Below are 22,534 nucleotides of genomic sequence, written 5' to 3'. Positions count from 1 at the left end.
CGGAGCCGTCCGGCCGCTTCCATGGTCGGGTGACGACCATCCGCCGTGAGGTGCTGACGCTGCCCGCCGCCGAGTTGGGCCCCGACAACCCCCTGCCGCCGCTGAAGCCGCTGGACGAGGTCCACCAGGTCGAGGACCGCGACCGGCAGGGCCTGCCGCGGGACATGGCCCGGCAGATGGGGTACGCCCCGCTGACCGGACTGCTCCCCGAGCGGGTGCGCGACGGCTACGACCGCCGCCGCGAGCCCCGCCCCTTCGAGGCGGTCGTCATGGAGAACGACCGGCTCCGCGTCACCGTGCTGCCGACGCTCGGCGGCCGGATCGCCTCCCTGGTCCACAAGCCCACCGGCCGCGAACTGCTGTACCGCAACCCGGTGTTCCAGCCCGCCTGCTTCGCGCTGAACGGCGCCTGGTACTCCGGCGGCATCGAGTGGAACATCGGCGCGACCGGGCACACCGCCCTGTCCTGCTCCCCGCTGCACGCCGCCCGGGTCACCGCGCCCGACGGCGGGGTCATGCTGCGGCTGTGGGAGTGGGAGAGGCTGCGGGACCTGCCGTTCCAGGTCGACCTGTGGCTGCCGGACGGCTCCGACTTCCTGTACGTCGGCGTGCGGATCCGCAACCCGCACGAGCGGCCGGTCCCCACCTACTGGTGGTCCAACATCGCCGTGCCCGAGGAGCGCCGGGTGCTCGCCCCCGCCGACGCCGCCTGGCACTTCGGCTACACGCGACGGCTCCGCAGGGTCGAGGTGCCCGCCTACGACGGCGTCGACCGCACCCGGCCACTGAACAGCGTCTTCCCGGCCGACTACTTCTACGACGTGCCCGACGGGCGCCGCGGGTGGATAGCCGCCCTCGACGACGCGGGGCGCGGACTCGTACAGACCTCCACCGACACGCTGCGCGGACGCAAGCTGTTCGTCTGGGGCAGCGGCCCGGGCGGGCGGCGCTGGCAGGAGTGGCTGACCGAGCCCGGCACGGGCGGCTACTGCGAGATCCAGGCCGGGCTCGCCCGCACCCAGCTGGAGCACGTCAAACTGGACGCCGAGAGCGAGGTGTCCTGGCTGGAGGCGTACGGCCCGCTGGACGTGGACCCGGCGGCCGCGCACGGCGACGACTGGGGCCGGGCCCTGGCCTCGGCGGAGGAGCGGCTGGAGGCGGTGCTGCCCCGCGCCGACGTGGAGGCCGCCTACGCCGCCTGGGCGCCGGCCGCGGACACCGAACCGGGCGAGCGGCTCGCCACCGGCTCCGGCTGGGGCGCGCTGGAGGTGCTGCGCGGCGGCTTCACCCTGCCCGGGACGCCCTTCGCTCCCGGGACGCTGGGGGAGGAGCAGCGCCCCTGGCTCGAGCTGCTGCGCAAGGGCACGCTCCCCGAGGAGGACCCGGAGGCCGGCCCGCCGTACGTGACGCCGGTCGCGCCGCACTGGCGGGACATGCTGGAGACCGCCGCCGCGACCGCCACCGCCGAGTACCACCTGGGCCTGGCCCAGTGGCACGCCGGGGACCGCGCGCAGGCCGTGCGGAGCTGGGAGCGCGGGCTGAAGGCGGCGCCCGACCACTGGGCCCTGCTGCGCTGCACCGCGGTCGCCGACCAGGAGGAGAACCACCCCGAGCGGGCCGCGGACCGCTACGACGAGGCCTTCGAGGCGCTGTGCCGCGCGGCCGCGGGCGGCGAGGAGACCGCCCCGGCCAGGTGGGAGCCCGCCCTGGCGGCGCTGGGCCGTGAGACGGCCGAGGCACTGCTCGGGGTCGGCCGGACGGCCGGGGCCCGCGAGGTCTGGGAGCGGCTGCCCGCCCGGACGCGGGAACGGGGACGCTTCCGGCTGCTGGAGGTGGAGCTCCTGCTGGCCGAGGGACGGCGGGAAGCCGCCCGTGCCGTCTTCGAGGAAGACTTCGAGGTGGCGGACCTGCGCGAGGGCTCGGAGACGGTCAGCCGCCTGTGGGCCGCCTGCACGGACGAGCCCCTGCCGGCCCGCCACGACTTCCGGATGCGCCCGCCGGAGTGAGCCCCGGCCGTTTCGGCCACCCGGCCAGGGGGACGCGGATGAGGTCACGGCAACGCCGAATCCGAGGGGATCCATGCACACCGACCACCGAGCACCCGCCCCCACCGACGCCTTCGACCCCGCCGAAGCCGCCCACCTCGCCGAGCTGGGACAGCAGCTGCGGGTGGACAGCGTGCGCGCCGCCGCGGCCGCCGGGTCCGGCCACCCGACCTCCTCGATGTCGGCCGCCGACCTGATGGCCGTGCTGCTGGCCCGCCACCTGCGCTACGACTTCGCCAACCCCGGCGACCCCGGCAACGACCGCTTCGTGCTGTCCAAGGGCCACGCCTCGCCGCTGCTGTATGCCGCGTACAAGGCCGCTGGAGCCATCGACGACCAGGAACTGCTCACCTTCCGGAAGCAGGGCAGCCGCCTCGAGGGTCACCCCACGCCGCGCCGGCTGCCCTGGGTGGAGACCGCCACCGGCTCGCTGGGCCAGGGCCTGCCCGTGGGCGTGGGCATCGCCCTGTCCGGAAAGCGGCTGGAGAAGGCCCCGTACCGGGTGTGGGTGCTGTGCGGGGACAGCGAACTGGCCGAGGGCTCGGTGTGGGAGGCCGCCGAGCAGGCGTCCTTCGAGCACCTGGACAACCTCACCGCCATCGTCGACGTCAACCGGCTCGGCCAGCGCGGCGAGACCCGCCACGGCCACGACCTGGACGCCTACGCGCGCCGGTTCAAGGCCTTCGGCTGGCACACCGTCGAGGTGGACGGCCACGACGCCGAGGCGATCGAGCGGGCACTGGGCGAGGCCTCCTCCACCGTCGGCCAGCCCGCCGTCGTGCTGGCCCGCACCCTCAAGGGGCGCGGCGTGTCCGCGGCCGAGGACAAGGAAGGACTGCACGGCAAGCCGCTGAAGGACCCCGAGGCGGCCATCGCCGAGCTCGGCGGCGAACGCGACCTGCGGGTCGAGGTCGGGGCACCCCGGAAGGCCGCCGCGAGGCCCGCCCCGCGCACCGGCGCCCCCGAACTGCCGCGCTGGGACAAGGGCGAGGAGGCAGCCACCCGGGACGCCTACGGAGCGGCGCTCGCCGCCCTCGGCACCGCGCGGGGCGACGTCGTCGCCCTGGACGGCGAGGTGAGCGACTCCACCCGGGCCGAGGCCTTCGCCAAGGAGCACCCGGAGCGGTTCTTCGAGTGCTACATCGCCGAGCAGCAGCTCGTCGCCTCCGCCGTGGGACTGGCGGCGCGCGGCTGGGTGCCCTTCGCGTCCTCCTTCGCCGCGTTCCTGAGCCGCGCCTACGACTTCGTGCGGATGGCGGCGGTCAGCGACTCCGGCATCAACGTGGTCGGCTCGCACGCGGGCGTGTCCATCGGCCAGGACGGCCCCTCGCAGATGGGGGTGGAGGACCTGGCGATGTTCCGGGCGGTGCACGGCTCCACCGTGCTCTACCCGTGCGACGCCAACCAGACCGCCAAGCTGGTCGCCGCCATGGCGGACCTCACCGGCATCCGCTACCTGCGCACCTCGCGCGGCAAGGGCGCCGTCCTCTACGGCCCCGACGAGGAGTTCCCGGTCGGCGGCAGCAAGGTGCTGCGCTCCTCGGACGAGGACCGGCTCACCCTGGTCGCGGCCGGCGTGACCGTCCACGAGGCGCTCAAGGCCGCGGACGAACTGGCCGGCGAGGGCATCGCCGTGCGGGTGATCGACCTGTACTCGGTGAAGCCCGTGGACCGCGAGACGCTGCGCAGGGCCGCCGCGGAGACCGGCTGCCTGCTCACCGTGGAGGACCACCACGAGGAGGGCGGCATCGGCGACGCGGTCGCCTCCGCGTTCGACGACGGGGCCCCGCCGCCGCGGCTGGTGCGGCTGGGCGTGCGGTCCATGCCCGGCTCCGCGAGCCCCGAGGAGCAGCTGCGCGAGGCGGGCATCGACGCGAGTTCCGTAGCGGCCTCGGCGCGCCTGCTGACCGAGCAGGGCGTCACGGGCTGAGGCCCACCCGCCCCCGTCGGACCGACACGAGGTCGACCCATGTGTGAAGCGGCCCGACGGGGGCTGTCACGGGAAGTCCGCATCGGCGTCCGGTCGGTGTGCATCGGGAGGTTTGCCGTCAGGGTCACCGGTCATCCGCACTCACAGAGGTGGCCATGACGAACAAGCAGGAAACCGAAGACACCGAAAAGGCCGAAGACACCGAATCGGCCGAGAAGACCGAGAAGACCGAGAAGAAGGAGCCGGAGCAGCGCCGGCCGCGACCCACGGAAGTGCTCCGTGAGGCGCGGGGTCAGCTCGAGGAGCTGACCGGGATGGCCGCCGAGTCGGTGTCGTCCTTCGAAAGGACCGAGGACGGCTGGTCGTTGCAGGTGGAGGTGCTCGAACTGGAGCGCGTCCCCGACACGATGAGCCTGCTGGGGACCTACCAGGTCGACCTCGACCCGGACGGCATGCTCACCGGCTACAAGCGCATCAGGCGCTACGAACGCGGACGTTCGGACGGCAACCGCCGCTGACCGCGGCGCATCGAGCCCAGGACGTTCGCCCGACTTCCCGTGACAGGGCAGGGGCCCGCATGCCTTGCGGAGCCCTGCCCGGAAACAGTGAGGAGCACTCGTGACGGTTGTACCGGCACAGCAGAGCGGTGGTGGGGGCGGCAGCAGCGGCCTCTACGACGTGCTTGAACTCGTCCTCGACCGGGGCCTCGTCATCGACGCGTTTGTTCGCGTCTCCCTGGTCGGCATCGAAATCCTGAAGATCGACGTACGTGTCGTCGTCGCGAGCGTGGACACGTACCTGCGTTTCGCCGAGGCGTGCAACCGCCTCGACCTGGAGTCCGGACCGCGCAAGAACCCCGGACTGCCCGACCTGGTCGGCGACATGACCGAGAAGGGCGCCCACGGCAAGACCAAGGGCGCGCTCTCCGGGGCCGCCGACAGCATCTCCGACGCCTTCCGGCAGGGCCGCGAGGGAAGCAAGGAACCCGCGTCGTCCCGACGTAAGGAGGACGAGAAGTGAGCACCTACGTCTACGGGATCGCCTCGGCGTCCCACCCTTCGCTGCCCGAGGGTATGGGCGGCGTCGGCGACCCGCCGAACCCGGTGCGGTTGCTGAAGGAGGGCGACCTGATCGCCGTGGTCGGAGAAGCGCCGGAGGACCTGCGTCCCAAGCGCCGCGACCTCCTGGCCCACCAGACGATCCTCGCCGAGGCCGGCGCGGGCGGCTGCGTGCTGCCGATGCGGTTCGGCAACGTCGCGCCCGACGACGAGTCGGTGCTGCGGGTCCTGTCGGAGCGCTCCGCCCACTACGGGGAGCGGCTGCGCGCCCTGGACGGCAAGGCGGAGTACAACGTCAAGGCCAACCACGACGAGGAGGCCGTCCTGCACGTGGTGATGGCCGAGGACGCCGAGGTGCGCTCCCTGGCCGAGGCCAACCGGCAGGCCGGCGGCGGTAGTCACGACGACAAGCTGAAGCTCGGCGAGATGGTCGTCGGCGCCGTCAAGGCCCGTGAGGAGATCGACGCGGCCGCGCTCCAGCAGGCGCTGGAGCCCCAGGCCGCCTCGGTCGCCACCGGCGCCGACTCCTCCGGCTGGATCACCAACCTGTCCTTCCTGGTGGACACCGCGACCGCCGACCGGTTCATCGCCGCGGTCGAGGAGTTCCGCGAGGCGAACCCGCACGTGCAGCTGCGGGTCAACGGGCCGCTGCCGCCCTACAGCTTCGTGGAGCCCGGTCCGGCCGACCACGCGCAGGACGGCGCGGGGCAGACGGCCGGCACGGCTGTGGAGTGACGCCGTGGGACTCCTCTCCCAGGTGCTGCTGCTGCCGTTCGCACCGGTGCGCGGCAGCGCCTGGGTGATCCGCCAGGTGATGCGCGAAGCCGAGCGCATCTACTACGACCCTGCCACTATCCGCGCCGAACTGGCACGTCTGGAGGAGCAGTTGGAATCAGGCGAGATCAGCGACGAGGAGTTCGACCAGCGTGAGGACGAGCTGCTCGAGCGGCTCGAGGCCGCTGCCGGAGTGCAGCAGGGGGGAGGTGGGTTCGGGTGAACGCACACCGCTGGGAGATCGGGCTGGCGGCCACCGCGGGTTACGTGGTGGGACGCACCCGGACGCTTCCGCTCGTCGTGGCCGTCGCCATCGTGCTGGTCGGCCGGGACGAGCCCCGTGCCTACCTGGCCGACCAGGGGCGGCGGCTGCTGATGGAGGGCGTCCGCACCGCCGGCGCCGCGACGGCCTGGTGGGACGACTCGCTCGTCCGCAAGATGTTCACCCGCTCGTCCCACGACGACGGTGACCTGCGCGCGGAGCCGGACGAGGACGAGCTCCTCGCCGAGGAGGAGGGCCGGCACGAGATCGAGCCGGCCTGAGCGACCCACGGGCCGCCGCTCCGCCGCCGTCCGGGACACGTGTCCCGGGCGGGGGAACTGGAGCGGCGGCCCGGGCTCGTGCAGGGTGGGAGTACCGGACCTGCACCCGCGGAACCCGGACCGCCTGCCCCGGCGGAACCCGGACCGCCTGCCCCGGCCCCACGGCGAGAAGGAGAGACCATGAGCGGACTGCGGTACGTCTACGCGGTCTGCCGCCCGTTCGAGGCGGCGCTGCAGGCCCAGCTGGCGGGCGTGGCCGGCTCCCCGCCCACCGCCGTGCACCACGAGGGCCTGGTCGCCGTGGTGAGCACGGTGCCCGCCGCGGATTTCGCCGAGGAACCACTGCGGGGCCGTCTGGAGGACCCGCAGTGGCTGACCGCCACGGCCAGGGCGCACGAGCAGGTGATCGACGCCCTCACCACCGTCACCACCCCGCTGCCCCTGCGGTTCGCCACCGTGCTGCCGGACGACAGCGCCGTGCGCGTCCTGCTGGAGACCCACGCCGCGGAGATCCGCGCCGTGCTCGACCGGCTCGCGGGCCGGGTCGAGTGGAGCGTCCGCGTCTACGCCGGGGCGGAGCGCGAGGCCGAGCGGGCCGGACACTTCGCCGCCCGCCTGCACGAGGAGCTGCGCGCCGCCGCCGAGGACACCCGGCTGCGCCCGACCCGCATCCTCAAGGTCACCGATGCCGAGGAGCGCGCCTGGGGGCGCAACCTCCTCGACGCCGCCTACCTGGTGCCGCGCCGGCAGTCCGGCGGGTTCGTCGAAATGGTCGACAAGGCCCGCGAGACCCTGCCCGAGGGCGGGGTGAAGGTCCATCTGACCGGCCCATGGGCCCCGTACTCCTTCTGCTCCCTCGGCGGAGGACAGTGACCGGGGCGGATCGGCCCCTGGCGCGGGGGGATCAGCCCTTGGCGCGTGGGGATCAGCCCGCCACGCGGCACAGGATCTCGCCGTGCGGCACCGTGAAGCGTCCCTCCGGCAGGCCGCCCCACTCGCGCCACGCCGCGCCGATCTCCGCGAGGTCGTCCGCGCCGGCCAGGCCCAGCTCCCGCACCCGGTCCGCGTAGGCGGGCGCCAGCGTGCGCTCCGCCCACATCGTCCCCCACCAGGCGCGCTCCTCGGCGCTCGTGTACACCCACTCGGACGAGGTCGCGGCGACCTCCTCGAAGCCCCCCGCCTCCGCGGCCCAGCCGGCCAGGAAACGCCCCGCGTCCGGCTCGCCCCCGTTGGCGCGCGCCGTACGCCGGATGAGCTCCTGCCAGCGGTCCAGGCCGGGTGAGACGGGCGCCCAGCTCATCGCCCCGTAGTCCGAGTCGCGCGCCGCCACCACCCCGCCGGGCCGGGTCACCCGCCGCATCTCCCGCAGGGCCGTCACCGGATCCCCGACGTGCTGGAGCACCTGGTGGGCGTGCACCACGTCGAACTCGCCGTCCCGGTACGGCAGCGCGTGGACGTCGCCCACCGCGAACTCCAGGTTCGCCACCCCTCGCCGTGCCGCCTCGGCGCGCGCGTCCTCCAGCACCCCCTCCGCGTGCTCCAGGCCGACGACCCGGCCGCCGGGGACCAGCTCCGCCAGGTCGGCGGTGATGGTGCCGGGACCGCAGCCGACGTCCAGCACCCGCAGGCCCGGACCGAGCGAACCCAGCAGGTACGCGGCCGAGTTGGCGGCCGTCCGCCAGCGGTGCGAGCGGAGCACCGCCTCGCCGTGCCCGTGCGTGTACACCGCGGTCTCCTGTGCCCTGCCCATGCCGTGCCCCCTTCGGTGACGTACTGCCGACGGGTGCCACGCTAAGCCCTCCGCCCGCATCATGAGATACCCGTCTCATGATGCGGGCGGAGGATGGATGGCCGGCGGTCCTCGCGCGGGTCAGGGCATCGGGCGGTACACCGTCAGCACGCGCGGCAGCTTCCGCAACGTCACCTCGCCCTCCACGCGCGTGACTTCGCCGTCGTAGGCCAGCAGGGTGCCGGGCGAGACCCGCTCGATGTGCAGGTGCGGCACCTGGACGGCGGCGTGCGCGGGGGAGCGGGTCAGCGGGCCGGCCAGCGCCGCGGACAGCAGCCGCAGCGCCGGGCGCCGGCCTCCGTGCACCACCCGGACGTCGAGCTGCCCGTCGGCGAGGTCCAGCCGCCGGCCCGACATCACGCCCATCCGGTGGTAGGTGCCGTTGCCCGCGAACAGCAGCCACAGCGGGTGCGTCCGCCCCTGGATACGGGCCTCCAGCGGGTGCCGGTCGGCCCGCAGCACCCGCACCGCCGCCAGCACACCGGCCGGCCAGCCGCCGATCCGCGGCGCCCAGTGCTCCCGCTCCCGCACCAGCTCGGGGTAGATACCCAGACTGCAGGTGTTGAGGAAGATGCCCCGCCGCTGCTCCGTGGAGAACATGCCCACGTCCACCTGGACGGCGTCGCCGCGCTCCAGCGCACGGGCCAGCCCCCGTACGTCCTCCACACCGAGGTCGTAGGCGAAGTGGTTGAGCGTCCCGCCCGGCAGCACGGCCAGCGGCAGGTCGTGGCGCAGCGCGATCCGGGCGGCCGCGTTGACGGTGCCGTCCCCGCCGCAGACGCCCAGCACCCGGGCCAGCGAGGCCGCGCGTTCCAGCTCGTCCTCCAGCGCCTGCGGCTCGCACTCGACGATCTTGGCCAGCGGGAGCGCGGCGCGGATGGCCTGCGCCCGCTCGGAGCTGCCGGAGGCGCTGTTCACCACCATGATCAGTCCCGCTCCGTGGGTGAGCGAGGGTGCGGCCGCGCGCGGCCGGGCCGGCAGTTTGCCCTGGTCACGGGTGGGCACCAGCGCCCGCGCCGCACACGCGGCGCCCACGCCCAGGGCGGCCCCGGCCAGCACGTCGCCGGGGTAGTGCACGCCGGTGTACACCCGGGACAGGGCCACCGCCCCCGCCAACGGGGCCACCGCGGCGCCCCAGCCCAGGGACTCCATCGCCACCCCCGTCGCGAAGGCCGCGGCCGAGGCCGAGTGGCCGGAGGGGAACGAGGTGGTGTGCGGCTGCTTGTCCAGCCTCCGCACCAGCGGCACCACGTCCAGCACCGGCCGCGCACGGCGCACCGACCATTTGCCGACCGTGTTGATGGTGGCCGACGCCAGCGCCAGCGACCCGACGCCGCGCAGCGCCGCCCGCCGCGCCCGCGGCGTGCGGGAGGCGGCGATCGCGCCCGCCACCGCGAACCAGAGCACACCGTGGTTGGCCGCCCGGCTCAGCTTCGGCAGCAGCGCCCCGGCTCCCGGCCAGTGCTGCCTCGCCACCGCCTCGAACACACCGCGATCCGCGTCCAGCATGCGTTGCAGCACCCCCCTGGCCGTTCCGCACGATCCCCGGGCGCCGCCCGCGCCCCCACCATCGCCGAAGTAACGCGTCATCCCCGACGAGTACCCGCCCAGGGAGGCTTCCCGACGCAGACACACCGCACGCGCCCCGAACCGCGGGTGACCGGACGCGCGCAGGTGCACGAACCGCCACGAAAGGGAACCCGGCAGCACACGCGCCCCTCGTCGCCGAGCGGAAGGAGGGGGACCGGATGCGTCTGCTGCTCATCCGCCACGGGCAGATCCCGTCCAACGCGCACAACGTGCTGGACACCCGCGTGCCCGGCCCCGCCCTGACGGAGCTGGGGGAGCGGCAGGCCCGGGCCCTCCCGGACGCCCTGCACGGCGAGGACATCGGCGCCCTGTTCGCCTCCACCCTGCTGCGCACCCAGCAGACCGTCCGCCCGCTCGCCCGCGAGCTCGGCCTTCAGGTGCGGGTGCGCGACGGCCTCCGTGAGGTCACCGCCGGGGAACTGGAGGGCGAGCCGGGGCACGGCGAGCGCGGGCTGCGGTACATGGAGATCGCCTTCTCCTGGGCGGCCGGCCAGGTCGGGCGGCGGATGCCGGGCGGCGAGAACGGCGTGGAGATGCTCGGCCGCTACGACGCCGTCGTCGAGGAGGCGGCCGCCCTCGGGGCCGGAACCGTGGCCCTCGTCAGCCACGGCGCGGCCATCCGCACCTGGACCGCCGCCCGCGCCGCCAACGTCGACGTGGAGTTCGCCGCGTCCCACCCGCTGGAGAACACCGGCGTGGTCGTCCTGGAGGGCTCCCCCGAGGACGGCTGGAAGGCATTGTCCTGGGCCGGGGCGGTGGTCTCCACCCCCGGCCCGGACTCCGGCAGCGGCCCCACGGGCCGCCCCGTGGAATGACGCCGCTCGGCGGAACGCCGCCGTCGCGAGGAGTGACGCGGGATAACGGTTTGCCCTGGTCGCGGGGGGACCCGGACAATGCGTCCCCATGGGATACCTGGAAGCCGCGCACCTCGAGTACTACCTGCCCGACGGCCGAGCCCTGCTCGGCGACGTCTCCTTCCGGGTGGGCGAGGGCGCGGTCGTCGCGCTGGTCGGCCCCAACGGCGCGGGCAAGACCACGCTGCTGAGGCTGATCTCCGGCGAGCTCAAGCCGCACGGCGGCACCGTGACCGTGCAGGGCGGACTCGGCGTGATGCGCCAGTTCGTCGGCTCGGTACGCGACGAGACCACCGTCCGCGACCTGCTGGTCTCCGTCTCCACGCCGCGGATCAAGGCCGCCGCCGACGCGGTGGACGCGGCGGAGCTCGCGATGATGACGCAGGACGACGAGGCCGCGCAGATGCGCTACGCGCAGGCCCTGGCCGACTGGGGCGAGGCCGGCGGCTACGAGGCGGAGACGCTCTGGGACATCTGCACCACCGCCGCGCTCGGCGTGCCCTACGACAAGGCGCAGTGGCGGCAGGTGCGGACCCTCTCCGGAGGCGAGCAGAAGCGCCTGGTCCTGGAGGCGCTGCTGCGCGGCACCGACGAGGTGCTGCTGCTCGACGAGCCGGACAACTACCTCGACGTGCCGGGCAAGCGGTGGCTCGAGGAGCGCCTGGGCGAGACCCGCAAGACGGTGCTGTTCGTCTCCCACGACCGGGAGCTGCTCTCCCGTGCCGCGCAGAAGATCGTCAGCGTGGAGCCCGGCCCCGCCGGGGCGGACGCCTGGGTGCACGGCGGCGGCTTCGCCACCTACCACGAGGCGCGCCGCGAGCGGTTCGCCCGCTTCGAGGAGCTGCGGCGGCGCTGGGACGAGAAGCACGCACAGCTGAAGAAGCTGGTGATCAACCTGCGGCAGGCGGCGGCGGTCAGCCACGAGATGGCCTCCCGCTACGCCGCCGCGCAGACCCGGCTGCGCAAGTTCGAGGAGGCCGGCCCGCCGCCGGAGCCGCCGCGCGAGCAGGAGATCACCATGCGGCTCAAGGGCGGCCGGACCGGCGTGCGGGCGCTGACCTGCGAGGCGCTGGAGCTGACCGGGCTGATGAAGCCGTTCGACCTGGAGGTCTTCTACGGCGAACGGGTCGCCGTCCTCGGCTCCAACGGCTCCGGCAAGTCGCACTTCCTGCGGCTGCTCGCCGGCGAGGACGTCGCGCACACCGGCGCCTGGAAGCTGGGGGCGCGGGTGGTGCCCGGCCACTTCGCCCAGACGCACGCCCATCCCGAGCTGCTGGGGCGCCCCCTGCTCGACATCCTGTGGACCGAGCACGCGCAGGACCGCGGGGCGGCGATGTCGCGGCTGCGGCGCTACGAGCTCACCAAGCAGGCCGAGCAGAACTTCGACCGGCTCTCCGGCGGGCAGCAGGCCCGGTTCCAGATCCTGCTGCTGGAACTGCAGGGCGTCACCGCGCTGCTGCTCGACGAGCCGACCGACAACCTCGACCTGGAGTCGGCGGAGGCGCTCCAGGAAGGGCTGGAGGCGTTCGACGGCACGGTCCTCGCGGTGACCCACGACCGGTGGTTCGCGCGGTCCTTCGACCGGTTCCTCGTCTTCGGCAGCGACGGCAATGTCCGGGAGACCCCGGCCCCCGTCTGGGACGAGCGCCGAGTGGAACGCCCCCGCTGACCAGGGGCGCGCGGTGACGCCGGCGGCGGCGGATGGTACCGTTGCCGCCGGTGCGACGACCGGTTCGCCCGTGGAGATCCGAGGAGGTGTGTTGATGACTGTCGTGGAGACGCCTGCCGTGTGCGGCGCCCGGACCATCCACACTTCCCGGGCCTCGTCCTGACCCTCGCCTGCCTTCCTCCCTCGTAGGAGCGATCCGGCACGCCTGTCGTCCGGCGGGGCCCCTGTTCAAGGGTCTCCACGTTGTCCCATCACCCCATTTCCCCCTCCTGCGCGCACTCTTCCTCCGCGCACCCTCCTTCCGCGCACTCTCCTTCCGAATGCGTCCTGACGCCGGCCGACCACGGCTGGGACGGTGAACGTGAGCGCTCCTTCGCCCCCTCGCGGGCCGACGGACTGGTCCCGGGCCGCGTCGTGCGCGCCGAACGCGGCCGGTGCGACGTCGTCGGTGAGACCGGTCCCGTCCGCGTGCTGGTGCCCTCCCGGGGCGCCGGCGACGCGCTGACCCCCTGCACCGGCGACTGGGTGGCCGTCCGGCCCGCCGGTGCGGCCACCTCCGCCACGGTGGTGGAGGTCCTGGAGCGCCGGACCGCCGTGGTCCGCGCCACCACCTCGCGCACGTCACAGGCCCAGGTACTGGCCGCGAACGTCGACACCGTCGCGGTGGCGGTCTCCCTCGCCGACCCGCTCCGGCTCGGGCGGATCGAGCGGATGCTCGCGCTGGCCTGGGAGAGCGGCGCCACCCCCGTCGTCGTGCTCACCAAGGCCGACCGGTGCGAGGACCCGGCCCGGGCAGCCGCCGAGGTGGCCACGGCCGCCCCGGGCGCGGAGGTCCTGGTCACCAGTGCCGCCACCGGCGAGGGCCTGGACGCCCTCACCGCCGTCCTGTCGGGCACGGTCGTCCTGCTCGGCCCCTCGGGCGCGGGCAAGTCCACCCTCGGCAACCGCCTCCTCGGCGAGGACCTCCTGGCCACCGGCGCGGTGCGCGACAGCGACGGCAAGGGCCGGCACACCACCGCGTGGCGCGAGCTGCTGCCGTTGCCCCACGGCGGCGTCCTCATCGACACCCCGGGCCTGCGCGGCGTCGGCCTGCACGACGCGGGCGACGGGCTGGAGCAGACCTTCGCCGACATCGCCGAGCTGGCCGACGACTGCCGGTTCGCGGACTGCGCCCACGCCACCGAGCCGGGGTGCGCGGTCCTCGCCGCCGTCGAGGACGGCCGCCTCACCCGGCGTCGTCTGGACAGCTACCACCGGCTGCAGCGTGAGAACGCCCACGCCGCCGCCCGCACCGACGCGAGGCTGCGCGCCGAGCTGGAGCGGCCGATGAAGCAGATCACGCGCCAGGTGCGCGCCCTCAAGCGTTCCCCCCACTTCAAGGCATGACGGAAAGGACTCTGGTAATGGACCTTCCCCGCATCTTCACCGTCCGCGAGAGCGGACACCGCATCCACAACCCGCTGACCGCCGGCAAGCTCGCCGCTCTCGGCGCCTCGCTCCGCCTCGCCCCCGGGACACGGGTGCTCGACCTGGCCAGCGGCTCGGGCGAGATGCTGTGCACCTGGGCGCGAGACCTGGGCGTCACCGGCACCGGCGTGGACATCAGCACCGTCTTCACCGCGCAGGCCCGGGCCCGCGCCGCCGAACTGGGCGTCGCCGACCGGGTCGCGTTCGTCCACGGCGACGCCGCCGGTCATGTCGCGGACGAGCCCGTCGATCTGGCCGCCTGCGTCGGCGCCACCTGGATCGGTGACGGTGTCGCGGGCACGATCGCGCTGCTCGACCGCAGCCTCCGCCCCGGAGGGCTGATGCTGATCGGCGAACCGTTCTGGCTGCGCACGCCTCCGGACGAGGAGACAGCCCGGGCCTGCCAGGCCGGCTCCGTCGCCGACTTCCTGCTCCTGCCGGAGCTGATCGAGCGGTTCCAGGAGCTCGGGTACGACGTCGTGGAGATGACGCTCGCCGACCAGGACAGCTGGGACCGCTACGTCGCGGCCCAGTGGCTCTCCATGCGCCGCTGGCTGGACGCGCACCCGGACGACGAACTCGCTCCCGAGGTGCGGGAACAGCTCAGCTCGGAGCCCGCCCGGTACACGCGCCACGGACGCGAGTACCTGGGCTGGGGCGTCTTCGCCCTCATGAAGCGCTGACGATCCCGCCCCGTGCGGGGCCCGGAGGGTACGCCGTCCGGGCCCCGCACGGGGCACTCCGTCACCGCGGGCAGGTCAGCTCCAGCGCAGGAGGGCTCCCAGACCGCCGATGGGAAGCACGGGGGAGTCGTCCTCGAGGGCGGGCTCCACGGAGACGGCCGGCGTCCCCGCGGCGACCGCGGAACGCAGCAGCGCGTCGTCCGCCCTCGCCGCCCACGCGTGCTGTTCGCCGAGGATCCGCAGGTCCGAGCGCCGCACCGCGAGCTGGTCCGGCTCCTCGCCGATCCAGATCTGGCGGTGCCCGTCCGGCCCGTCGGGATGGACCAGCAGCTCGTCGATCCGGTGCTCCCTCGCCGCCTCCACCAGCGCGGGCACCCCCTCGACCGCCCCCGCGCCGCCCTGCGGGTCACGGCCCCGCGCCGCCAGGAACCGCCCGAGGTCCGCCTCCGCCCGCTGCCGCTCGTGGGTGGCGCGCAGGTCCTCCACCTCGCCGTCGAGCAGGCGGCTGCCCGCCCCGTGCGAGGCCTCCACCGTGCACTCCCGCACCGCCTGCGGCAGCGCGTCGCGCACCGTGCGCCGGTCGCGGTCCTCGCCGACCAGGATCAGCAGGTCCGCCCGCATCTCCTCCAGGCAGGCCGCCGCCTCCCGCGCGACCTCCGCCGCGTTGCGCTCCCAGGTGTTCTCCACCGCCAGCTGGAAGTGCCGCTCCGACCAGTCGGACGAGGAGGTGCGGTGCAGCGGCCACTGGCTGCCGACCACCTCCCCGGCGTGCGAGGAGCCGAGCGCGCTGCGCAGCTCCAGATCGGCGCCGCGACGGCTCACGTACACAACCAGGCAGGTGGGGTCCTCGCCCAGCAGGTTCAGCAGCGGCGAGACGTGCGGCAGCGGCGCCCACACCGCGGTGGTCTCCCGCTGCGGCGGCCGGGCCAGCGACGGGTCCAGAACCACCTCGCCGTCGTGGGCGAAGATCGCCCGGCCGTGCGGTTCGCCGGAGTGCTGGAGTCCGTCGACCGCCGCCCGCACCGCCTCGCAGGTCGCCTCGTCCGCACCCTGCGAGGCCAGCTCACGGGCGACCGCCTGGGCGGTCAGGTGCCTCTCGTGCGGCGTGTCCTGGGTGTGGCGCGAGGTGTCCACGTAGACCGAGGCCCACGGGCCCCGGCGCTCGTACAAGGGCTGAAGAAAAGCGAGATCCATGGTTCCGCGTCCGATGTCGGTCCGATGTCGGTCGGGTGGTTGTCTTCCTTCGTGCGTCGGATCCGTGTCACAGGCGGGTACCCGTGGCCCCATGAAGGAACACGAGGAACGGGGTGCCGCCATGGCAGGAGTCGAACCTGACCGGCTGGACGACCAGCAGCTGATGAAGGAACTCGAGACCATCCACCGCACACGTCACGACACGCTGCTGCACGGGTCCAGCGACGCACTGCGCACCCACAACGAGCGGATGGCGCAGCTCGAGGGCGAGTACCTGCGCCGCCACCCGCGCCGCCCGGTCTCCGCGGGACGCACCCGGGAGGGCGCCCGGGAACGCGACCCCGAGCAGGCCGCCCGCGACTGAGCTCGGGCCCCCGCCACGGGGACCACCTGCCCGCCGCCGGGGACCTGCCGGTCCGGACGCGGTGAAGGGGCCGGCCCACCAGGGCCGGCCCCTTCACCGTGTTCACCGTGCCGCCGTCGCGCGGCCTCGCCGCGGGCGGGGCCTCAGCCCCGGTTCTCCGCGGCCTTGGCGAACTCCCGCAGCAGGGCCTCGTCGAAGGCGTCGAGGTCGTCCGGCTTGCGGCTGGTGACCAGGACGTTCGGGCCGTTGGTGTCGACCTTGACCTCCTCGTCCACCCAGGTGCCGCCGGCGTTGGCGATGTCGGTCCGCAGGCTCGGCCAGGAGGCGAGCTCCCGGCCGGAGACCACGCCGGCCTCCACCAGCGTCCACGGGGCGTGACAGATCGCCGCGACCGGGACGCCGCGGTCGAAGAAGTCCTTCACCAGCTCGACGGCCTTCTCGTCCATCCGCAGGGCGTCGGGGTTGGCGACGCCGCCGGGAAGCACCAGACCGTCGAACTCGTCGGCCGAGACCTCGTCCACGGTCCGGTCGACGGAGAAGGTGTCCGCCTTGTCCAGGTGGTTGAAGCCCTGGACCTCGCCGGACTGCGTGGACACGAGGACCGCCTCGTGTCCGGCGCCGGTCACGGCCTGCCAGGGCTTCGTCAGCTCGACCTGCTCGACGCCTTCGGGGGCGGTCAGAAACGCGATGCGCATGGTCCGTTCCTCATCCTCTCTCTCGTTACTCCGGACGGGTGATCGCCTCGGCGAGTTGCTGGACGTTGGAGTAGCGGGCCTTGTGCGGCAGGTGCTCCAGGGGCTCCACCAGGGCGTCCGGGGCGTGGTTGCGGCGCAGGGTGCGCGCCAGCTGCTGGGGGCCGGCCGGGAAGGCGGTGCGGCCCAGGATCCGGGCGAGCTCCAGCCGGACGGTGGCCAGTGGGGCCTCCCGCACCTCCGCCGTGCCGCCCGCCACCGCCGGGTCGTCGTCGGCGACCGGCTCGGGGTCGTGCCATTCCTCCGTACGGGTGGGGTGTCCGGACTGCAGCAGACCCCGCAGCTCGTGCTTCATCTCGTCGTCCCGGTGAACGCTCAACCGGTCGCTGCCACGCTGCATGGCTCCCTCCACATCTTCGGGTGGCCCCCGCGTACCCGAAGAGGCGGAGGCGACACACCGACGGTCCGGGCCGGAGCGGCGGAATCCCGTCGGCGCGCGGGAGTCCGAAATGTCCGGCAGGCTGAAGGTGACCCGGGGCGCTCCGCCGCCCCCGTTCACCCCTGGGAGGACGGACCCATGGTGGTGCTCGTAGTGATCATTCCGGTCCTGATGCTCTGCATGATGCTGGCGATGGACTGGTACGAGGACTTTGTCTTCCCCCGACCTGAGGGAGAGACGGCCTCGGAAGAGGGGGATGTCGCACTGCCTGCCACGACACCCCTGCCGGTTCCTCTGGCGCTCCCCGCGCCGCCGGCGGTACGGCCCGCCCTGCCGGGCGGCACGCCCGGTACGGGCGGTCAGCCGGGACGGACGTCCTGAGACGTCGTCCCGGCCAGGCGTCACGGAGGGGGAGGCGGGCCACGAAAGGGGCCCCGGCCTCCCCCGTTCGGCGGCGGGGGTCACGCGGATGGCACCGCGCCGCGCGCGGTGGACCGGGGACCGGGCTGGGATGGAAGCACCCGTAGTCGTCCGGCTGAAGGAGCCCCGCCCCATGCGCCGCACTCTCCGTGTCCTGTCCGCCGCCGCCCTCGCCGGCGCGGCCGTGACGGTCGCCGCGCCCACCGCCTTCGCGGAACCGGCATCCTGCGAGGCGGGCACGGCCGGCGCGCCCGCCGAGACCGTGGCGGGCATCGCCACCTCGCAGCAGCGCGCCCCGCAGCCGGGCGCCGCCGACGCCTGCCCCGGGCAGGACGGCTCCCGCGGTCTGCGCGGGGCGGCGGCCGCGGCCCCCTGCGCGGAGGGCGCGGACCCGGCCGCCTGCGCGGCGCCGGAGGACGCCGCCCTTCAGGACACCGGCCTCGAGGAGCCCGGGACGGACGAGGCGGTGGGCGGCGCGGCGGACGACCTCGCGACGGCGGAGGCGGAGACCCTGCCCGGCGACGAGGCCGGGGGCGGCGCGGCGGCCGACGTGCCGGGCGACCCGGCGCTCGGTTCCACCACCGGGATCGAGATTGAGCCGGTCGAGCCCGAACTCCTCCACGAGCCGGGCGGCGGTTCCGGCGGCGGCCCTGGTGGCGGCTCCGGGGGACCCGGCGGTCCGGGCGGCGCCGGCGGCGGCCGGGGCGAGGAACCCGGGCACCGCCCCGGAGGCCCCGGCGGGCAGGGCGGCAAGGAGGGCGACGGCGGCAAGGAGGATCACCACCGCACCGCCCCGCCGGTGCACCGGGGCGTGGAGGCGGGCGCGGGCGGCGCCTTCACCGACTCGGTGCCGCTCCAGGTGGCCGGCGGCCTGCTGATCGCCGGAGCCGCGGTCGCCGCCGGGCACCGCGTCCGGCAGCGTTTCGCACCCTCCCGCGGCGGCCGCATGCGCTGATCGCCGCGCGGCGGGTCATGTCCCGCCCGTCACGGGGTACTCGGGGCCATCGGACACGGCATCCGGTGCGGAAGGACCGCGACGGCGGATGCCGGTGACCGCGCGGAGGTGCGGATGGCGCGGACGGAACGGGACGGGGCACAGCCGGCCGTCGGACACGGCCCGGTGCGGTTCGGGCCGCGCATGCCGGACGACGGCCTGCCGGTGCTCCCGGAACTCACCGCGGTGCTCACCGCCGCCGCCCAGCGGGCCGAGGACGAACCGCCCGGAGGCGGTTCGACCCTGCTCGAGGCGGCGGCCGGCTACTGGACCCGGCGCGGCCTGCCGGCGGGGCCCGACCGCATCGCGGCCGCCCCCGGCGCGCCGGCGCTGCTGCTCGCGCTGACCGCCACACTCGGCGGCGACGTCCTGGTGCCGCGCCCGTGCGCCGCCTGGTGGGCGCCCTACGCGCGCCTGCTGGGCCGTCCCGTCTTCCACGTCCCCACGCCGCCCGAGTCGGGCGGCGTGCCCGACGCCTACGCCCTCCTGGAGACCGTGCGGCGGGTACGCGCGGAGGGCGGGGATCCGCGCCAGCTGGTGCTCTCGCCCGCCGACGAACCGACCGGCGTGGTCGCCACCCCCGACTTCCTCCACGAGACCGTCGAGGCCGCCGAGTCCGAGGGGCTCTTCGTGATCAGCGACGAGACCTGGCGCGACACGGTTCACGACCCGCACCGCACCGTGCTGCTCAGCCCCGCCGAGATGCTGCCGGGCCGGGTCGCGGTCGTCTCCGACCTGCGCGGCGGGCTCCTGCCGGCCGGCTGGCCGGCCGCGATCGCCCGCTTCCCGACCGGACCGGGCGACGGCGGCGCGCTGCGGGCCCGGGTGCTCGACGTGCTCACCGCGCTGGGCGCGCAGATCCCCAGGCCGCTGGCCGTCGCCGCCGCGTACGCGCTGAGCGAGCCCGACGAGGTCGTCGCCCGCCGCACCGCCTCGGTCCGCCTGCACGCCCGGCTGGCCGCCGCGGTCCACGAACTGGTCGTCTCCGTCGGCGGGCTGACCCTTCCCCCGCAGGCCGGGAGGTGCGTCTACGCGGACCTGTCGCCGCTGGCCGACTCCCTCGCCACGCACGGCGTGAGCGACGCGCAGGAACTGGAGGAACGACTCGACGCGCACTACGGCGTCCCCGCGAGCGGAGGTCACCGCTTCGGCGACGACCTGGCCGCCCCGCGGGTCCGGCTGTCCACCGGGGACCTGCTCGGCGGCGACGCCACCGAACGCGCCGCCTGCCTGACCGCCCCCGACCCGCTGGAACTGCACCGGGTGAGGGGATCGCTGACCCGATGGCGAACGGCCTTCGACGGCCTCGGCACACCGGCCGAGCGAGGGGAGAGCGTGCGATGACCCAATCGCGCTTCAGGTCGCGGCAGTTGCCCGGCACCGACCACGGGACGGACCCGCGCGACGGGGCCGGCCCGCACCACGGGACCGACCCGGACCACCGGGGCGGTGCCGGTCGCCGGCCCGGGGAGGATCCCGGACCGGGGGGAGGACAGGAGGGGAGCCCGGGGCGGCTGCGCACCGCCGCGCCGCCGCCCCGGACCCGCACGCCCTCGTCCGACGGCATCACGGCGCCCGGGCAGGGCCGCCGCTGGCCCAAGTCGTTCGAGGACCGGCTGACCGCCCCGCTGCCCGGGCTGCGCTCCTTCGCGCGGTTCGCCCGCGAGGGCGCGGTGCGGCCCAAGCGCGAAGGGCTGGCGGACATCCCCCGCATCCCCTGCCGCCCCGAGCCGCTGCCCCGGGTCGACGCGCGTCAGGTGGCCGTCAGCTGGGCGGGACACGCCAGCTGGGTGATCCGCATCGGCGGCCTGACCGTGCTCGCCGACCCCGTGTGGTCCCGCCGGATCCTCGGCACGCCCGCCCGCGTCACGCCGGTCGGCGTGCCCTGGGACGCGCTGCCCCCGGTGGACGCCGTGGTGATCAGCCACAACCACTACGACCACCTCGACCTGCCGACCCTGCGCCGGCTGCCGTCCGACACCCCGATGTTCGTGCCCGGAGGGCTGGGCCGGTGGTTCACCCGCAAGGGCTTCAAGCGGGTGGTGGAGCTCGACTGGTGGGAGTCGGCCCGGCTGGGCGGCGTACGGCTGGACTTCGTGCCGTCGCACCACTGGTCCAAGCGCACCCTCACCGACACCTGCCGCACCCTGTGGGGCGGCTGGATGCTCACCGCGGACCCCGGCGACGGCACAGGCCCGGGCGCCGGCACCGGCCCGGGCGCCGGCGAGGTGGGGGAGCGGCGGCGCGTGTACTTCGCCGGCGACACCGGCTACGGGCACTGGTTCCGGCGGATCGGCGAGCGCTACCCCGGCATCGACCTGGCGCTGATGCCCATCGGCGCCTACGAACCCCGCTGGTGGCTGCGCGACGTGCACTGCGACCCGGAGGAGGCGGTCCGCGCCACCCTCGACCTGGGGGCCCGGCGGATGGCCCCGATGCACTGGGGCACCTTCCTGCTCTCCTCCGAGCCGGTCATGGAACCCCTGCACCGGGTCCGCGCGGCCTGGGCCGCGGCCGGCCGCGACCGCGAGGACCTGTGGGACCTGCCGATCGGCGGATCACGGGTCCTCGGCGACTGACCGCCGGCAGCCACGTACGCGCGAAGGGGGGCCGGCGACGGCCCCCCTTCCCTAGCGGTCCTTGTAGTGGCTCCAGGCGGCCGGGGCCGCGCTGATCGCCACGGTCAGGAGCACCGCCGCGACCACGCCCTTCCACGGCTCGTCGAAGAGCGACCCGCCGAGCACCCCGATGATCTGGTACGTCGCCGCCCACGCCACACAGGCCGGGGCGTTGCCGCGCACGAAGCGGGCCAGCGGCCAGTGGGACACCAGGCAGGCCAGCATCACCGGCAGCCGCCCTCCGGGGATCAGCCGGGACAGCACCAGCACCGGCACCGCGTGACGGCGCAGCCTGTCCTGGGCATGCTCCATCCGCTCCTGCGGCGCCCGGTCGCGGATCCGCTCCAGCCAGCGGGTGCCGCCCCGGGAGTCCATGCCGCGCCGGCCCAGCGAGTACAGGGCCATGTCCCCGAGGAACGCGGCCGTCGAGGCCACCAGCAGCTCCACCCCGAGCGACACCCCCGGCGCGCCGTGGTGGAACGCCACCACCGCGCCCGAGCTGACCAGCGCCCCGGTCGGGATCACCGGCACCAGCGAACCCGCCAGTACCAGCAGGAACAGCATCGGATAGCCGACCGCGCCGTCCGGCGTCATCCGGCGTCCCCGAACCGCGCCGACTCGCCGTGGCCCAGCAGACGCACGTCGACCTCCGGCGCGCTGCGCGCGGCGAGCCGGGCGAACTCGTCACCCGGCGCGTGGAACTCGTACGGCCGCACGGCGTCCAGGCCCACCGGCCAGAACGTCCCGTAGTGCACCGGCACCGCGCAGCTGGGACCCAGCGTCCGCAGCACCTCGGCCGCCCGGGCCGCGTTGAGGTGGCCCTCGCCGAGGAACGGCCCCCAGCCGCCCACCGGCAGCAGCGCCAGGTCGACCGGACCCACCTCCTCGGCCATGGTCTCGAACACCCCGGTGTCCCCGGCGAAGTAGGTGCGCTGCTCGCCCTCGACCACGAAGCCCAGCGCCGGGGAGCGCTGCGGGCCGACCGGCAGCCGCCGCCCGTCGTGCAGCGCCGTCACCGCCCGCACGGTCAGGTCGGCGATCCGCACCCGCTCGCCCGGCGCCATCTCCCGCACGTCCAGCTCACGCGACCTGGCCAGCCGGGCCAATGCCGGCACCGCCCGCCCCGTCCCGTGCGGGACCAGCAGGACGGTGCCCGGGTCCAGCCGGGCCAGCGACGGAAGGTGCAGATGGTCGGCGTGCAGGTGCGAGACGAGCGCCACCTGCGCACGCCAGGCGTCCGGGGGCGGCGGGGCGCCGCGCCTGCGGCGCAGGTGCGCCAGACGGCGTGTGAACAGGGGGTCGGTCAGGACGCGCACACCGGAGTCCCGCAGCGTGCAGGTGGCGTGTCCCCACCAGGTGATCTCCGCGGGCACCTCGATGCCCTCCTTTCCGCGACTTGCCGACGAGCCTA

24 protein-coding genes are annotated in these 22,534 nt (G+C 74.8%); 17 read left to right on the top strand and 7 right to left on the bottom strand.

Annotated elements, in window-relative coordinates; translation table 11 throughout:
• Positions 1 to 29 precede the first annotated feature (29 nt).
• The 8 genes from ABT026_RS01970 (at position 30) to ABT026_RS01935 (ending at position 7,223) form a co-directional block, all read left to right on the top strand.
• Entirely contained in the window at positions 30 to 2,006 is a 1,977-nt protein-coding gene (locus tag ABT026_RS01970; RefSeq protein WP_351111141.1) for a DUF5107 domain-containing protein, read from the top strand.
• Between the two features lie 73 nt (positions 2,007 to 2,079).
• Positions 2,080 to 3,975 carry a transketolase gene (locus ABT026_RS01965; RefSeq protein WP_351111139.1) on the top strand — a complete coding sequence of 632 codons (1,896 nt, stop codon included), beginning with the start codon at positions 2,080 to 2,082 and terminating at the stop codon, positions 3,973 to 3,975.
• Between the two features lie 155 nt (positions 3,976 to 4,130).
• The gene (locus tag ABT026_RS01960) at positions 4,131 to 4,493 is read left to right on the top strand and encodes a gas vesicle protein GvpO (protein ID WP_351111620.1); all 363 of its coding nucleotides are present in this window, start codon (positions 4,131 to 4,133) and stop codon (positions 4,491 to 4,493) included.
• 100 nt (positions 4,494 to 4,593) lie between these two features.
• The gene (locus ABT026_RS01955; protein WP_351111137.1) at positions 4,594 to 4,995 is read left to right on the top strand and encodes a gas vesicle structural protein GvpA; all 402 of its coding nucleotides are present in this window, start codon (positions 4,594 to 4,596) and stop codon (positions 4,993 to 4,995) included.
• Entirely contained in the window at positions 4,992 to 5,768 is a 777-nt protein-coding gene (locus ABT026_RS01950) for a GvpL/GvpF family gas vesicle protein (protein ID WP_351111135.1), read from the top strand. The genes ABT026_RS01955 and ABT026_RS01950 overlap by 4 nt, the downstream gene beginning before the upstream one ends.
• A 4-nt stretch (positions 5,769 to 5,772) precedes the next feature.
• The gene (locus ABT026_RS01945) at positions 5,773 to 6,030 is read left to right on the top strand and encodes a gas vesicle protein GvpG (RefSeq protein ID WP_351111133.1); all 258 of its coding nucleotides are present in this window, start codon (positions 5,773 to 5,775) and stop codon (positions 6,028 to 6,030) included.
• On the top strand, positions 6,027 to 6,350 hold the full coding sequence (locus ABT026_RS01940) for a hypothetical protein (RefSeq protein WP_351111131.1): 324 nt from the start codon (positions 6,027 to 6,029) through the stop codon (positions 6,348 to 6,350). Before ABT026_RS01945 ends, ABT026_RS01940 begins: the two co-directional genes overlap by 4 nt.
• A 180-nt stretch (positions 6,351 to 6,530) precedes the next feature.
• Positions 6,531 to 7,223 carry a GvpL/GvpF family gas vesicle protein gene (locus ABT026_RS01935; RefSeq protein ID WP_351111129.1) on the top strand — a complete coding sequence of 231 codons (693 nt, stop codon included), beginning with the start codon at positions 6,531 to 6,533 and terminating at the stop codon, positions 7,221 to 7,223.
• Positions 7,224 to 7,275: 52 nt separating this feature from the next.
• Here ABT026_RS01935 and ABT026_RS01930 read toward each other — a convergent pair whose 3' ends face one another.
• Positions 7,276 to 8,100: a class I SAM-dependent methyltransferase gene (locus ABT026_RS01930; RefSeq protein ID WP_351111128.1), complete on the bottom strand. Its 825-nt coding sequence runs from the start codon at positions 8,098 to 8,100 to the stop codon at positions 7,276 to 7,278.
• 120 nt (positions 8,101 to 8,220) lie between these two features.
• Entirely contained in the window at positions 8,221 to 9,648 is a 1,428-nt protein-coding gene (locus tag ABT026_RS01925; RefSeq protein ID WP_351111126.1) for a bifunctional phosphatase PAP2/diacylglycerol kinase family protein, read from the bottom strand.
• Positions 9,649 to 9,887: 239 nt separating this feature from the next.
• Here ABT026_RS01925 and ABT026_RS01920 point away from each other — a divergent pair, with 239 nt between their 5' ends.
• From ABT026_RS01920 to ABT026_RS01905, 4 genes are all read left to right on the top strand, one after another.
• Positions 9,888 to 10,544, top strand: a complete 657-nt coding sequence (locus tag ABT026_RS01920; protein ID WP_351111124.1) for a histidine phosphatase family protein — start codon at positions 9,888 to 9,890, stop codon at positions 10,542 to 10,544.
• Positions 10,545 to 10,632: 88 nt separating this feature from the next.
• Complete coding sequence (locus ABT026_RS01915) at positions 10,633 to 12,252, top strand: ABC-F family ATP-binding cassette domain-containing protein (protein WP_351111122.1); 1,620 nt, start codon at positions 10,633 to 10,635, stop codon at positions 12,250 to 12,252.
• Positions 12,253 to 12,495: 243 nt separating this feature from the next.
• Entirely contained in the window at positions 12,496 to 13,638 is a 1,143-nt protein-coding gene (rsgA, locus tag ABT026_RS01910; RefSeq protein WP_502967878.1) for a ribosome small subunit-dependent GTPase A, read from the top strand.
• 17 nt (positions 13,639 to 13,655) lie between these two features.
• Positions 13,656 to 14,402 (top strand): SAM-dependent methyltransferase, encoded by a 747-nt coding sequence (locus tag ABT026_RS01905; RefSeq protein WP_351111120.1) that lies wholly within the window; start codon positions 13,656 to 13,658, stop codon positions 14,400 to 14,402.
• 75 nt (positions 14,403 to 14,477) lie between these two features.
• Here ABT026_RS01905 and ABT026_RS01900 read toward each other — a convergent pair whose 3' ends face one another.
• A complete protein-coding gene (locus ABT026_RS01900) occupies positions 14,478 to 15,596 on the bottom strand; it encodes a baeRF2 domain-containing protein (protein ID WP_351111118.1) in 1,119 nt (372 codons plus the stop codon).
• Between the two features lie 91 nt (positions 15,597 to 15,687).
• Between ABT026_RS01900 and ABT026_RS01895 the strand changes: the two genes are divergently transcribed.
• Positions 15,688 to 15,960 carry a DUF6158 family protein gene (locus tag ABT026_RS01895; RefSeq protein ID WP_108952774.1) on the top strand — a complete coding sequence of 91 codons (273 nt, stop codon included), beginning with the start codon at positions 15,688 to 15,690 and terminating at the stop codon, positions 15,958 to 15,960.
• A gap of 143 nt (positions 15,961 to 16,103) precedes the next feature.
• Here ABT026_RS01895 and ABT026_RS01890 read toward each other — a convergent pair whose 3' ends face one another.
• Both ABT026_RS01890 and ABT026_RS01885 read right to left on the bottom strand, forming a co-directional pair.
• Positions 16,104 to 16,655, bottom strand: coding sequence for a type 1 glutamine amidotransferase domain-containing protein (locus ABT026_RS01890; protein WP_351111116.1), 552 nt, complete (start codon positions 16,653 to 16,655; stop codon positions 16,104 to 16,106).
• A gap of 25 nt (positions 16,656 to 16,680) precedes the next feature.
• Positions 16,681 to 17,052, bottom strand: coding sequence for a DUF2795 domain-containing protein (locus ABT026_RS01885; RefSeq protein WP_351111114.1), 372 nt, complete (start codon positions 17,050 to 17,052; stop codon positions 16,681 to 16,683).
• Between the two features lie 177 nt (positions 17,053 to 17,229).
• Between ABT026_RS01885 and ABT026_RS01880 the strand changes: the two genes are divergently transcribed.
• The 4 genes from ABT026_RS01880 to ABT026_RS01865 all read left to right on the top strand — a co-directional run bounded on the left by ABT026_RS01880 (position 17,230) and on the right by ABT026_RS01865 (position 21,084).
• Complete coding sequence (locus tag ABT026_RS01880) at positions 17,230 to 17,472, top strand: hypothetical protein (RefSeq protein WP_351111112.1); 243 nt, start codon at positions 17,230 to 17,232, stop codon at positions 17,470 to 17,472.
• Between the two features lie 172 nt (positions 17,473 to 17,644).
• Positions 17,645 to 18,466, top strand: a complete 822-nt coding sequence (locus ABT026_RS01875; RefSeq protein WP_351111110.1) for a hypothetical protein — start codon at positions 17,645 to 17,647, stop codon at positions 18,464 to 18,466.
• A 114-nt stretch (positions 18,467 to 18,580) separates the two neighbouring features.
• The gene (locus ABT026_RS01870; RefSeq protein WP_351111108.1) at positions 18,581 to 19,849 is read left to right on the top strand and encodes an aminotransferase class I/II-fold pyridoxal phosphate-dependent enzyme; all 1,269 of its coding nucleotides are present in this window, start codon (positions 18,581 to 18,583) and stop codon (positions 19,847 to 19,849) included.
• The gene (locus tag ABT026_RS01865; RefSeq protein ID WP_351111106.1) at positions 19,846 to 21,084 is read left to right on the top strand and encodes an MBL fold metallo-hydrolase; all 1,239 of its coding nucleotides are present in this window, start codon (positions 19,846 to 19,848) and stop codon (positions 21,082 to 21,084) included. Before ABT026_RS01870 ends, ABT026_RS01865 begins: the two co-directional genes overlap by 4 nt.
• 51 nt (positions 21,085 to 21,135) lie before the next feature.
• Here ABT026_RS01865 and ABT026_RS01860 read toward each other — a convergent pair whose 3' ends face one another.
• Entirely contained in the window at positions 21,136 to 21,717 is a 582-nt protein-coding gene (locus tag ABT026_RS01860) for a DedA family protein (protein ID WP_351111104.1), read from the bottom strand.
• Positions 21,714 to 22,496 carry an MBL fold metallo-hydrolase gene (locus ABT026_RS01855; RefSeq protein WP_351111102.1) on the bottom strand — a complete coding sequence of 261 codons (783 nt, stop codon included), beginning with the start codon at positions 22,494 to 22,496 and terminating at the stop codon, positions 21,714 to 21,716. Before ABT026_RS01855 ends, ABT026_RS01860 begins: the two co-directional genes overlap by 4 nt.
• Between the last annotated feature and the right edge of the window lie 38 nt (positions 22,497 to 22,534).

The sequence above is a fragment of the Streptomyces sp. NPDC002734 genome, from assembly GCF_040295685.1.
Taxonomy (GTDB): domain Bacteria; phylum Actinomycetota; class Actinomycetes; order Streptomycetales; family Streptomycetaceae; genus Streptomyces.
The sequence above is the reverse complement of the archived record's forward strand: the minus strand, read 5'-3'. Positions and strand labels throughout refer to the sequence as shown.